Genomic DNA, 12,078 nt, shown 5'->3' with positions numbered 1-12,078 from the left:
AAAAAGCCCCCTTTGCTGCGTAACGCGCTATTATGGAACTCTGGATGGAGGACAGAGGTGGCTCGGGAAATCTGCACAGTTGGGATAAGTGGAATTTCTGCCTGACTTCGGCTTAGATGCCGGGAACAGAAGAGACCATGACAAGACGACCGCGCCGGAACCATAGCCCGGCTTTCAAGGCGAAGGTGGCAGTTGCCGCCATTAGGGGCGAACAAACGCTGGTGGAATTGTCCCAGCAGTTTGACGTGCACGCCAACCAGATCAAACAGTGGAAAGACCAGCTCCTTGAGGGGGCGACAGGACGCCGCCACCCTGCAAACTTTTGCTGGCGTTCCAGAGCTTCTGAACGGTTTCCCGCGCCCTTGTACCGTTCATCAGCCTGCGTCTTTCCAGATGTTTTCGTTAAGGTCGCGAACCACTTGCGCCAGTTCACCATTAAACACGCGGTCAATCCGAGACCATCCCCCTAGCGACGCGAAAGGCTCAGCCGTATCGACCTCTCGCTTTGACAGGTTTGTCTCGCGGCAAAAGATTTGCGCCTTGAAGTCGTGGATCATGGCATAGCCGGTCGGAATGCCGGAGGCGGCCGATGCGCCTGCGCCGAGGAACCACGCCACAAGATTTGGCCTAAGATCGAGCGCTGTCGCGAATTGTGTGGCGGATATAGTTTTTATCGGCACGGTCTCCCCCTTTTAAGCCGTCGTGGGGAGCGGGTCGGTTCCCTCGCTCAAGATGGCAAGATATCGCCGGTAACTGAACACGCGCCCCCGCTTGCGCCCGGTGATTTCTTCGATGATGCCGAACCGTTCCAGATCGGCGAGCGCCGCATTGACCGTAGGGGCTGAGAGACCTGTTTGCTGAACGAGTTGGTTGGCCGTCAGGAACGGGTTTTGTTGAAACAGATCGTGGATACGCAGCGCGGAGCCTGCCCGGTCGCTCTCTGTGGTAATCCGCTCGCGGTCTTCCTTGAACAGATCGACAATCCGGGTGGCGGCCTCGAATGCCTGATTGGCCGTATCCGCAACACCGGCAAGGAAGAAATCAAGCCAGGCTTCCCATGCCCCGTGCTCGCGCACCTCCTGAAGCAGGCGATAATAGTCGGCTCGATGCGTTTTAAGATAGAGGCTCAGATAGAGCAGCGGCTTGCGCAGCACACCGTTGACGCACAGGTACAGCGTCACCAACAAGCGACCGATCCTGCCGTTTCCATCCAGGAACGGGTGGATGGTCTCGAATTGGACATGCAGCAGCCCAGCCTTGATGAGGGCGGGCAGGCGCGAGCCGTCCTCGTGCATGAAGCGCTCAAGCGCATCGAGACAAGCATCCATCTCGGTCGGCGGTGGCGGCACAAATAGTGCGTTGCCTGGGCGTGAACCACCGATCCAGTTCTGAGACCGCCGAAACTCGCCGGGATTTTTCGTGCCGCCACGCCCGCTTTGCAGCAGTCGCTCATGCATCTCGCGGATCAGACGTAGTGACAGCGGCAGGTCTTCGAGGCGCTCCAGGCCATACATCATCGCATCGACATAGTTCGACACTTCACGGATGTCGTCGATCGGCTGGCCAGCCTGCGCCTCGGTTTCAAAGCGCAGCAGGTCCGAAAGAGTCGATTGTGTGCCCTCTATCTGGGATGAAAGGACGGCTTCCTTCCGCACGTACATGTAGAGGAACAGTTCTTGGCGCGGTAGCAGCATAGTCATGCCGTCCAGGCGCCCCAAGGCACGTTCCGCCAGACTTAGCCGCTCCAGAAGGGCCAGCACATCGATCGGCGGCTGCGGTGGTAGCGGGGGCGGTACGAAGGCACGCACGATCTCGCCCGCAACAGGGGTCTCGACGAAGCGGCCTAGCCGGATGTTGGATGCTGATTCGGACATGCTCCCACTATGCGGGAGCGGCCTTATTTAAGCAATTGGCTTTTGGCTTAAATAGGCGTTGGACTAAAGTAAGTGCTCTTAAACAACGGTCGACAACATTATGGGCGCGTACATGCAAAAGGTCCGTGATGGCCGAGCGAAGGTTCTGGACCAGATGAAACCGATCAGCGACCTGCTTGGCCTTCGGTGCGCCTTCACGGGTGGCCTGCGCATACAGGCCGCAGCGGTCGCGACTGACGACCTCGATGGAGGGATGGTCACGCAGCCACTTGGCGGCACTCTCGACGCTGCGATCATCCAGTATGTCGATGACCGAGCGTCGCTCGAGATCGACCATGATGGTCCCATAACTCGTCGCCCGCCGCCAGCTCCAATCATCAATACCGACCACCCGTATCTCGGAACTGCGTTAAGCCGCCGCAGCATCCCGCTTCAACTGCCGCAGAATGGTGTCGTCGCTGACCGGCATGCCGAGCCGCTCCATCAACCGCTCACCAGGACGGCCGCCGGCGCTGTGGCCGAGCAAGCCGACAATCTCCCCGACCCTTCTCGTCCGGCGCGCATAAGGGGCAGCGATCGTCGGCAGTCGGCCGGTGAACGTTCGCCGTGCGCAGTCCCCATGTGCACATCGCCAGCGGCTCACCAGGAGTTTCACTGTCACCGACTGACCCTGGACCGGCAGATCCTGGAGACTACGGCGGGACCAGCCATGCCTGCTTCGGCTTCGCCGTCCACAATCGGGGCAGATGCCGATCGCGGATCCAGCGGCGGAAACAATCCAACTGTCGTCAACAGTGAGCGCGATACCCAGTATCTTGACCCCTGGGCCGGGCGACCATTTCGAATTTGTTCGCATGCCCGCCCATAGCGACAACCTCGCTAACGACAGGTGAACCACACAAAGTGAGGAAGAACCGGTTTTATTGGCATTACTTTTCCAGTCCGGGCAACAGCTTGCTTGCCGGAATGGCCGGTTTTGGAGCCGATACTGGACTGCCGGTTCTGGCGTCCACCATCGACTTGGGGACCTTCATCTCGGGGGCTAAGTTCGCCGCCTACCGGGGAGTTGCTGAAGCGGTGGTGAGGCGGTGACCGCCGCACCACCGCCTGTGCTCACTTGGCGACGGGCTTTGCCGATTGTACCAGTGTGTGGGTCGCTTCGCCGCCGATTGCGACGCAATCGTCAGCGGACTGAGCCAAAACAACAATGTCCTTCACCTTGCAAACGGTGCCGACGCCTACGTCTTCGGTGCCGATCATAGGGCTAGAGGGGTTCCAGCCGGACATGCCGGCAAACGCCGAGGTCGCCGAGGCCGTCAAAAATAGTCCGAACAGGATGGTCTTCATTTCATTTTCTCCTTGGGGTGAAGGTTATGGCTGCCAATTGCGGTCAGTCATGCAGGACAATCCGGGTCAGCAGAGCGTCAGGATCATGCGTCGTCGGCTGCTGCGCGCACGACAACGGATCCAATCCCGCCTGCTCCATCGCGGATTTCTGAGGATCGCAGATAGCGATTGCCGCAGTATGTGTTTGCGATGCCGCAAGGTCTGCGGCTTGTTGAAATGTGCCGCGACCGAGAGCAATCGACTGTGCCAACTGCTGGGAATAAAGGGCCATCGATTGGTCCGCGGCGAAATTGGCAAACTGGGAGGCCGCGGCGGAGACGATTACCGCTTCCGCGCGGGTCGCGTCGTTCAGCGGGTGAGCTTCGATGAACAAGGGCGTGACGGCGCCGGATTCGCAGGCGTCGAGAATGAAGATCACCTCTCCAGCCGCCAGGGCATGCACCCAGCCGGCGAAATCGCTGGCTCTGATCCAGTCGCCCTCAGCGACAGCAAACTGTACCGCGGCCGGCTTTTCCTTGGTCCACAACACGAACACGTCGTTGTCGGGGCCCACCTCCGCGGCTGGGTCGATAGCACCGGCGTGCATGTTTGCATAAATAATCAGCCGGTCATCGGCGCCAAGGCCGCTCAAGCCCGCAAAAGCGGCCTTGAGACCTTCGGTGGTGGCCGCATCATTCACAAGGGTCGTCACATTCCTGTCGTCTACGCCGAGACGTTCGGCCAAGGCCGCCTCGATTGCATCCACGCTGCGGCGGCAGGCCTCTGTATCCACCGGTTTCCATGGGGGGCAAATGCCGATCGCCATCAGATGCGTCGTCTTGATATTTGGACCTTCGGCCCGCACCCTAGTCATCGGAATGACTGCTACGGCCGCGCCGACGATTAGGGCGAATATCGCTGCCGATCGAGGGTTCACGCATGACAAAAGCATTTAAAACATTCTCTTTGTTCGCGAATTCCACATGAAACCTGCGCCCAGGATATTAACAAATCCCTGTGCGTCTATTTTGGCACCGACCTGTTTTTTTGACGGCGTGAAGTCGTGGGGGCGGTGAGCATCGGCCGTTCGATCTCGCGCTGAGTCCTTTTCTGGTGCTTTCGCCTGATCCCGAACTGTCGAGCTGCGCTTAGCTTCGGAACTTTTCGCGGCCACCAACCGAATGCTGGCGGCGGCCTGGGGACGGTGTCCGGTTTTGACGGCCAACCTCAGTGGCTGGAAATCACCGATTAAGAACGCAAAGTCGTCGGTGGGCGTGAACCGCAGTTGACCCGAGTAAATGCCTTGCCAGCGTCGCCTTGAAGGGATCAGAACCGCCGACCTACCGCTTCTTTTCTCAAGCTGCTGAAAAAGCCCCCTTTGCTGCGTAACGTGTTATTATGGAACAAGCGGCAACTGCAGCTCGTCGCTGCGTTTTTCGGACACTCCATGACCTCGCAGATCGAACGTGATTAAACGGTGGTGCGAAAGCTCGCTGCGGCGTAGCCCTAAAGGCCCAGCATCTTGAGATAATTGATTGAGCTTTTGGCAAAACCGCGCCAGTCGCTCGGATTGTCGTGTTCGGTGACGATATGCTCGACCCGGGTCTTGCGGAACAGCGGAACGAGACGCGGCCAGTCGATGATGCCGGAGCCGGTCGGCACCCAGCCATCGTCGACGGTGGTCCCGACAGGCGCTAGGTCCTTTACCTGGATGGCGATGATCCGGTCTGCGAATTTTTCGAGTTCGGCCGCCGGATCGCCGCCAGCTCGGGTGATCCAGCCGCAATCGATCTCAAACCAGACGCCCTGGCCTGCTCCATCGAAGATATGATCGATTGGGCGCGAGCCATCGGCCATCGCCCGAAATTCGAAATCATGATTGTGCCAGGCGACCTTCAGTCCCTGCTCAGCTGCAATGGCTGCACCTTCAGCCAGCTGCGAGCCGAGATTTCGCCAATATTCGACCGTTGTGCCCCGATCCTCCGGTGCCACATACGGCGGGATCATCACGGTGGCACCGATCGTCTGGGCGATGTCGACAAAGCGGTTGGGCTCGCTGACTAGGCCTTTTAGCGGCATGTGGAAGCAGTGGCATTTCAGGCCAGAATCGTCGAGCGCCTGTCGGAAGGTCTTGGGATCGGCCTCATAGGCTGGCAGCCAGGGTTCGATCGCATCGTAACCGAAGGATTTCAGATGCGAAAACTGGTCAAACAGCGGCGGAAAATTGCGGGAGGAATAAAGCTGGTAGGAAATCGGGTAGGTCATGCGGGTTCTTTCAGTTCTGCGGCTGTGTATCGCGGTCGTATTCCAGAAGCTCGATTAGCCCGCCAAGCATATTTTCAGCGCCAAAATAGGCGTATCGTCCAGTTCCGCTCTGGAACTCGCCGCGCTGAAGCAGGCCATGTCCGGCCTTTTCCAGCTCCGCAGTGTCGCGGATGAGGTTGCGGGTTTTGAAGGCAATATGGTGGAATCCCGGCCCTTTTCGCTCCAGAAGGTCGCGCCAAGCGCTTGGCTCCGGGCCGGGTTCGATGAATTCCAGATCGATATTGTCGAAATGGAACATCATGATGCGGCAGCCGACCCTGGCCGGTTGGTCTCTATAGACAGCCTGCGCCTTGTCAGGATCAGCGGAATAGCTGAGCGGCGGAAGCTCCAGGCCGGTCAGCCGGGCGAACCATCCGGCGGACTCTTCCAACGTATGGGTAACGAAACAGATCTGCAGAAGGTGATTGCCGTCACCAAGGATCGTGTTCTTCATCAGACCTCCAGTCGCTTTCCTGTTTCTGGATCAAATAGATGGGCACGCTCGGCATCGATGCCGACCAGAATCGTTTCGCCGGGCAGCTTCTCGATCCGTTCGCGGAAGACGCCGGTAACCTCGTGGCCGCCGAGCCGCAAGACGACCAGGGTCTCGGAGCCCGTCGGCTCAACCGTGATGATCTCCGCTTTGAACCCGTTCGGATCGAGGCGAAGATGTTCCGGGCGAATGCCCAGATGGACCATGCGGTTGCCGAAGGATGCGATGCGCGGTGCCGTCACCGACGTACCGTCGGCCAGGACGAAGCTTCCATTTTCCAACCGACCGCCGAGAATGTTCATGCTGGGCGACCCGATGAAGGCTGCGACGAAGAGATTGGCCGGCCGGTCGTAGAGTTCTAGCGGCGAGCCGATCTGCTCGATAAAGCCTCCATTCATAACGACGATGCGGTCGGCCATCGTCATCGCCTCGATCTGGTCGTGGGTAACATAGACGGTGGTGGTCTTCAGGCGCTGGTGATTCTGCTTGATTTCCGAGCGCATCTGGACACGCAGCTTGGCGTCGAGATTGGACAGCGGCTCGTCGAACAGGAAGACCTTCGGCTTGCGAACCATCGCCCTTCCCATAGCGACGCGCTGGCGCTGGCCGCCGGAGAGATGGCGCGGATAGCGCGTCAGATAGGCATCGAGGCCAAGAATTCTGGCGGCTTCAGCCACCCGCGCCGAAATCTCCTGCTTCGGAGCACCGGCAAGCCGCAGCGAAAAGCCCATGTTGGCCTCCACCGTCATATGCGGATAGAGCGCATAGGACTGGAACACCATGGCAATGTCACGTTCCTTTGGAGCAAGCGAGTTCACCACCTTGCCGTCAATGGCGATCTCTCCGCCGCTGATGGCCTCCAGCCCGGCGATCATCCGCAGCAGCGTGGACTTACCGCAGCCGGACGGCCCGACGAGAACCACGAATTCGCCGTTGGTAATATCCACCGAAACGCCATGAAGTACTTCCAGCGCGCCATAACTTTTACGCGCCTCTTTGATGGTCACCGAGCCCAAGGGTCAACTCCATTCATGATGTCAATCATCCCAGCCGGGCGATTTTTCAGGATTGATACGGCGATAGCCGCGATCGAGTGTGCGGATCTCCGCCATCTCCGCCTCGCCCAGCGAAACGTCGAGAGCGGCGAAATTGGCGCGCAGATTGGTCTCGCTGCCGGAGGCGGGGATGACGACGTGCCCCTCCCCCATCAGGAAGGCGAGCGCGACGGCGGCAACCGTGACCCCATGCTGTCCGGCAATGCGGTTGAGAACCGGGTCCGCGCCGATCTCGCCCTTGGCGAGCGGCTGATAGGCGGTCAGCTGCAGGCCGATCTGCCGCGCGTGGGCGACGAGATTGGGCGACTGCAGATAGGGATGGATCTCGACTTGGTTGGTGGCGAGAGTACCGTTGCCGATCAGGGCCCGTGCCTTTGCAAGCAGTGCCACCGAGAAGTTGGAGACGCCGATCAGGCGCGCATAACCCTGGCGCTGCGCTTCGACGAGCGCCGTCATATAGTCCTCGAAGGGCACCGCATCCCGGTGCGACGGCCAGTGGATCAGCAGGAGATCAACCTGATCGACGCCGATCGTCTCCAGGCTCTTGCGGACCGACGGCATGAACTGCGCCTTGTCGAGGCGGGTATCGGCGACCTTGGTGGTGATGAAGACATCACCGCGCGGCAGACCGGAGCGACGCACCGCCTCGCCGACGGGCTGTTCGGTATCGTAGCTCTGCGCCGTATCGAGGTGGCGATAGCCGATCTCGATCGCCTTCAGAAGCGCGGCGACGCCTTCGTCACCGGTTCGGCCGTAGGTGCCGAGGCCGAGCCTGGGGATGGTGTCGCCGTTCATGATCATCCTTTCGTGGCGCCGGCGGTGAGACCACCGACAAACAGGCGCTGCATCGAGAAGAAGAGGAGTGCGATCGGCAGCGTCATGACGACCGAGGCGGCCATGACCGCACCCCAGTCGGTGTTGAACTCGGTGGAGAATTCCGCCAGCCCGATCGGCAGGGTCTTCACCGAAGAGTCGGTCGCAAAGCAGAGCGCGAAGACGAACTCGTTCCAGGTGGTGACGAAGGCATAAACGATGACCGCGACGATGCCGGGCGTGGACAGCGGCAGCGTGATGCGGAAGAGGATGCCGAGCCGCGACGACCCGTCGATGATCGCCGCCTCCTCGAGCTCTACGGGGATAGCCTTGAAGTAGGAGGTCAGCATCCAGACGGAGAGCGGCAGGGTGATGATCATGTAAACGAGGATCAGCCCCCAATAGGTGTTCACCAGGCCGAGAACCCGCAGCGTGATGAACAGCGGCACGATGATCGCGGCGGTCGGCAGCAATTGGCCGATCAGCACGAAGCTCTGCAGCAGTGGCTTGCCGCGGAACTCGAAGCGCGCAAAGCCGTAGGAGGCGAAGATCGCAAGCAGCAGCGCCAGGAATGTCGAGCCGACGGAAATGATGACGCTGTTGAGGAAATAGCGCGGGATATTGCTCTCGAAGAGGACCTTGTAATAGTTGCCGAGCGTCGGGGTTTCCGGCCACCAGACGGGCGGCACGGTATAGAGTTCCGACAGCGTCTTGATCGACGAGACGCCCATCCACATGAACGGGAAGAGGCAGAAGAGGACCAAAACGACGGCGCCGACAATGGTGATCGGCAGCGGCAGGCCCGTCCGCTTGAGGGTGCTGGCTTCGCTCATTTGGCCTCTCCCGGCGCCGATGCGAGCGCCCTGATGTAGATGATGACGATGACCAGCGCGACGGCGAAGAAGATCACCGAAAGCGCTGCAGCCTGATTGAACTGGGTGCTGTCGAATGCCAGCCGGAAGATCTGGATCGGCGTGATCAGCGTGCGGTTGGCCGGCCCGCCGCGGGTGATCGCATAGATGATGGTGATCGAATTCAGTCCCCAGATCACCAGCAGAAGCGTCACGGCGACGATCACCGATCGCACCTGCGGGATCATGATGAAACGGACTTCCTGCCAGAAATTGGCGCCATCGACCCGCGCGGCCTCATAAAGGTCGTTTGGGATCGACTGCAGTCCTGCCAGCACCATGATGGCGACGAAGGGGAACAGCTTCCAGACGTTGATGGCGATCAGCACGGGCATGACCGTGTCGCGATTGGTCAGCCAGCCGATCGGCTCCGGCAGCACGCCCGAGCCGGTCAGCATGTAGTTGATGATGCCGAACTCGGTGTGGAACATCCATGCCCAGGTGGTGGCGGCGACAATGCCCGGCACAACCCACGGCACCAGTGTGATCGAACGGACGATCCCGCGTCCGACAAAATTCTGGTTGAGCAAGATGGCCGTCGCCGTTCCAAGTACAACCTGAAAGACGATCGAGCCGCCGACGAACCAGATCGTGTTCCAGAACGCCTGCGGCGTCGCGCGCGCCGACAGGACCGTCCTGAAATTGGCAAGGCCGACAAACGCGCCCTGGCTGTTGGTCACGCTCAGGAGGCCGGTATAGGCAACGGGATAGGCAATCAGCATTGCCAGAACGATCAGCGCCGGCAGCACGAAGATAAGGCCCGTTGAATTGCGGTCCATCGGCAGGTTCCTCATAGGATAGATGGTGGCATGCTCTGGGGACGAGCCGTGTCCCCGGAGCCATCGACTTGTTGGATGTTACTGGTCGAGCAGGGCCTGGATATCCTGAGCCGCTCCATCCATCGCCTCCTGGGCATCCTCGTCACCGAGAAGAATGCGCTGGATGCCGTCGAAATAGGCCTGGGTGATCTGCACCCAGTGCTTGTTGTTCGGCACGGCGCGGCCATAGGGCAGCATGTCCTTGAACACTGTCAGGATCGGATCGCTGAAACGCGGCAGCGACATGGCCGACTTGCGGGCCGGGAACGTATCCGTCAAAGCCCCCTGGTTCGGCGCCTCGGCCAGGAAGGAAACGAATTTCTTTGCGTCGGTCGGGTTCTTGGCCGCCTTCGGAATGACGAAGCTCCAGCCGCCGAGCAGCGCTGCAGTCGGCTTGCCGGCCGGATGCGGAATGGGCATCACGCCGATATCGATCTTCGGGTTTTCCTTCTTGATCGACGCCACGTCGAACTGACCCGACTGATAGGCGGCCACGGTTTCGGCGATGAACAGCCGGCGGTTCGCGGTGCCGTCGTTTTCCAGCGTCGAGGCGGGCGACTGCTTGTTCTTGAAGAAGTCGGTGTAGAACTTGACCGCAGCCACGGCCGCCGGCTCGTTGACGATCGCCTTCTTGCCGTCGGCCGAGATGAAGTCGCCGCCGTTCATCCAGATGAAGGGCAGCGACCGGAAGATCGTGTTGCCGACCTCGCCGCCGCCGGTGATGGCGAAACCGGCCACCTTGCCCTTCGAGAGCGTCTTGGCGGCGGCAACCAGCTCGTCCCAGGTCTGCGGCGGCTTGGCCGGATCAAGGCCGGCATCCTTGAACGCGCCCTTGTTGTAGATGATCGCATGGGTTTCGATGCGATAGGGAATGGCCCAGAGCTTGCCGTTCCAGGTGCTGTAGTCGAGCGATGCCGGGATATAGTCGTCGCGGTCCTTCAGCACGTCGTCGACAGGCTGAACCAGGCCATTCTGGGCGTAACCGTTGACCCAGGCGTGCTGGACGTCGATCACGTCCGGCGCCGCGCCCGATTGCAGCGAGGTCAGCACCCGTTGCGGCAGGCCGTCCGCCGTGGTGACTTCCAGCTTGATCTTGATGCCCTGATTGGCCTGTTCGAACTTGGTGATCAGTTCGCGTGCCCGGCTCTCGTTAAAGTTCGGCGTCCACCAGACGACCTCACCGGCCCAGGCCACGCCGCTGGTCAGCATCGTGACTGCCGTGGCCATGACGGCCAGCTTCCTGAATTTCATCATCGTCTCCTCCTCCGTACGGCACTATGCCGTGTTTTCCCGAACCGGCCTCCACCGGAATGGTCTACTGCGATATTGCGGCCCGCTCCTCTTTGGGAAATTGCGCGACGCCCTGCGAACGTGCGGGTCCGAGCGCACGGGCATTGGCCGTCAGGGCCTTCATGAAGCCGACCGTATAGGCATTGCCCGCGTGCCACGGGGCCGGGCAATCGAGATCGGGCACGTGGTCTGGAACCATCACGCCGTCAAAACCCTCATCGCGCAGAACGCGGACGATTTCCGCCATGTCGAGATCCCCGTCGTCGACGAAAGCTTCGACGTAATGCGGGACCTTGCCGCGCACGTTGCGGAAATGCACGTAGGCAATCGCGCCCTGCCGCGCGAAATGGCGGGTGGTCTTGTAAACATCGCCCTCGACCATTTCCTGCAGCGAACCGACGCAGAATTCCAGGCCATTGGCCGGGCTCGGTGCGATGTCCAGCAGGCGCTGGTATTTCGCATGGCTGTTGACGAGGCGGGCATTGCCGCGCAGCCGCTGGACCGGCGGGTCATCGGGATGGGCGGCCAGCCGGACATTGGCCTTTTCCGCAACGGGCACGAGTTCCTTCAGGAACCATTCGAGACGCGACCAGAGATCCCGCTCGCTGACGCTGATCGGCGCCGCGCCGGCGACGGGGTCCCGATAGCGCATGTTCCAGAGCGTCCCGTCCGGGATCGCTGCATCCATGTCGAACTCGTTGCCGAAGAAGACGGCAGTCGTTGCACCGCCGCGAGCCATCCGCTTGCGCTGCCAGCCCCAGACGCCGGCAATCGAGAAATTGTAGCCGATGACCGGAATGCCTGCCCGTCCGGCATCGCGAACCAGCTGCTTCAGCCCGTCCATCTGTGCGTGCTTGCCCGGGCCATCGAGAAGGATATCCGACCAGAAATTGGGCGACAGGTTTTCCAGCGCCGCCACCTTCAGCCCGTGTTTTGCGAGCATGCCGACAACGCCGGACATTTGGTCATAGGTCCAGAGCGGCGTATCGATGCAGTCGCCGTTAATCGGCCCAACGCCGCCGTTTCGGTAGGCGGTGTTGTCGGCATTGCGGGAATATTGGGTCAGGTGCACGACGACATCGCTGACGCCAAGCTGGCTCGCATAACGCGCGCCATCCTCCGACAGATGATCGCCGAACAAGGTCAGACCTACCCTCACCTTTTCCTCCCCGAACGACGCTCGGCTGTGCCGCC

The 12,078-nt window shown here is 60.6% G+C and carries 12 protein-coding genes and 2 pseudogenes; 1 reads left to right on the top strand and 13 read right to left on the bottom strand.

Annotated elements, in window-relative coordinates; translation table 11 throughout:
• Positions 1–137: 137 nt before the first annotated feature.
• Positions 138–299 (top strand): annotated as a pseudogene (locus tag C5L10_RS22990) (transposase); the annotation flags it as partial.
• Between the two features lie 75 nt (positions 300–374).
• Here C5L10_RS22990 and C5L10_RS22985 read toward each other — a convergent pair.
• The 13 genes and pseudogenes from C5L10_RS22985 to C5L10_RS22925 all read right to left on the bottom strand — a co-directional run bounded on the left by C5L10_RS22985 (position 375) and on the right by C5L10_RS22925 (position 12,043).
• Positions 375–680, bottom strand: a complete 306-nt coding sequence (locus tag C5L10_RS22985) for a hypothetical protein (RefSeq protein WP_205837090.1) — start codon at positions 678–680, stop codon at positions 375–377.
• A gap of 12 nt (positions 681–692) precedes the next feature.
• Positions 693–1,874, bottom strand: coding sequence for a Fic family protein (locus C5L10_RS22980; RefSeq protein ID WP_105431565.1), 1,182 nt, complete (start codon positions 1,872–1,874; stop codon positions 693–695).
• 121 nt (positions 1,875–1,995) lie between these two features.
• A pseudogene (locus C5L10_RS22975) lies at positions 1,996–2,652 on the bottom strand (ISL3 family transposase); the annotation flags it as partial.
• 335 nt (positions 2,653–2,987) lie between these two features.
• A complete protein-coding gene (locus C5L10_RS22970; RefSeq protein WP_105431564.1) occupies positions 2,988–3,221 on the bottom strand; it encodes a hypothetical protein in 234 nt (77 codons plus the stop codon).
• Positions 3,222–3,264: 43 nt separating this feature from the next.
• On the bottom strand, positions 3,265–4,152 hold the full coding sequence (locus tag C5L10_RS22965; RefSeq protein WP_172717130.1) for a hypothetical protein: 888 nt from the start codon (positions 4,150–4,152) through the stop codon (positions 3,265–3,267).
• A gap of 554 nt (positions 4,153–4,706) precedes the next feature.
• On the bottom strand, positions 4,707–5,465 hold the full coding sequence (locus C5L10_RS22960) for a sugar phosphate isomerase/epimerase (RefSeq protein ID WP_105431562.1): 759 nt from the start codon (positions 5,463–5,465) through the stop codon (positions 4,707–4,709).
• A 10-nt stretch (positions 5,466–5,475) separates the two neighbouring features.
• The gene (locus C5L10_RS22955; protein WP_105431561.1) at positions 5,476–5,958 is read right to left on the bottom strand and encodes a VOC family protein; all 483 of its coding nucleotides are present in this window, start codon (positions 5,956–5,958) and stop codon (positions 5,476–5,478) included.
• Positions 5,958–7,013 carry an ABC transporter ATP-binding protein gene (locus C5L10_RS22950; RefSeq protein ID WP_105431560.1) on the bottom strand — a complete coding sequence of 352 codons (1,056 nt, stop codon included), beginning with the start codon at positions 7,011–7,013 and terminating at the stop codon, positions 5,958–5,960. Before C5L10_RS22950 ends, C5L10_RS22955 begins: the two co-directional genes overlap by 1 nt.
• Before the next feature lie 21 nt (positions 7,014–7,034).
• Positions 7,035–7,847, bottom strand: a complete 813-nt coding sequence (locus C5L10_RS22945) for an aldo/keto reductase (protein WP_245448127.1) — start codon at positions 7,845–7,847, stop codon at positions 7,035–7,037.
• A gap of 2 nt (positions 7,848–7,849) precedes the next feature.
• Positions 7,850–8,698 (bottom strand): carbohydrate ABC transporter permease, encoded by an 849-nt coding sequence (locus C5L10_RS22940; protein WP_105431558.1) that lies wholly within the window; start codon positions 8,696–8,698, stop codon positions 7,850–7,852.
• Positions 8,695–9,555 (bottom strand): carbohydrate ABC transporter permease, encoded by an 861-nt coding sequence (locus C5L10_RS22935; protein ID WP_105431557.1) that lies wholly within the window; start codon positions 9,553–9,555, stop codon positions 8,695–8,697. The genes C5L10_RS22940 and C5L10_RS22935 overlap by 4 nt, the downstream gene beginning before the upstream one ends.
• A 78-nt stretch (positions 9,556–9,633) precedes the next feature.
• A complete protein-coding gene (locus tag C5L10_RS22930) occupies positions 9,634–10,848 on the bottom strand; it encodes a sugar ABC transporter substrate-binding protein (protein WP_245448125.1) in 1,215 nt (404 codons plus the stop codon).
• A 61-nt stretch (positions 10,849–10,909) separates the two neighbouring features.
• On the bottom strand, positions 10,910–12,043 hold the full coding sequence (locus tag C5L10_RS22925; protein WP_105431556.1) for a mannonate dehydratase: 1,134 nt from the start codon (positions 12,041–12,043) through the stop codon (positions 10,910–10,912).
• Between the last annotated feature and the right edge of the window lie 35 nt (positions 12,044–12,078).

This window comes from Neorhizobium sp. T6_25 (assembly GCF_002968555.1).
GTDB lineage: Bacteria > Pseudomonadota > Alphaproteobacteria > Rhizobiales > Rhizobiaceae > Neorhizobium.
This window is presented reverse-complemented; position numbering and strand designations above follow the sequence as displayed.

What these genes read in the sequence shown, in the direction of transcription:
- C5L10_RS22980 (WP_105431565.1), bottom strand. Translation starts at nt 1,874, where the DNA reads ATGTCCGAATCAGCATCCAACATCCGGCTAGGCCGCTTCGTCGAGACC.
- C5L10_RS22970 (WP_105431564.1), bottom strand. Translation starts at nt 3,221, where the DNA reads ATGAAGACCATCCTGTTCGGACTATTTTTGACGGCCTCGGCGACCTCG.
- C5L10_RS22965 (WP_172717130.1), bottom strand. Translation starts at nt 4,152, where the DNA reads ATGCTTTTGTCATGCGTGAACCCTCGATCGGCAGCGATATTCGCCCTA.
- C5L10_RS22960 (WP_105431562.1), bottom strand. Translation starts at nt 5,465, where the DNA reads ATGACCTACCCGATTTCCTACCAGCTTTATTCCTCCCGCAATTTTCCG.
- C5L10_RS22955 (WP_105431561.1), bottom strand. Translation starts at nt 5,958, where the DNA reads ATGAAGAACACGATCCTTGGTGACGGCAATCACCTTCTGCAGATCTGT.
- C5L10_RS22945 (WP_245448127.1), bottom strand. Translation starts at nt 7,847, where the DNA reads ATGAACGGCGACACCATCCCCAGGCTCGGCCTCGGCACCTACGGCCGA.
- C5L10_RS22940 (WP_105431558.1), bottom strand. Translation starts at nt 8,698, where the DNA reads ATGAGCGAAGCCAGCACCCTCAAGCGGACGGGCCTGCCGCTGCCGATC.
- C5L10_RS22935 (WP_105431557.1), bottom strand. Translation starts at nt 9,555, where the DNA reads ATGGACCGCAATTCAACGGGCCTTATCTTCGTGCTGCCGGCGCTGATC.
- C5L10_RS22930 (WP_245448125.1), bottom strand. Translation starts at nt 10,848, where the DNA reads ATGATGAAATTCAGGAAGCTGGCCGTCATGGCCACGGCAGTCACGATG.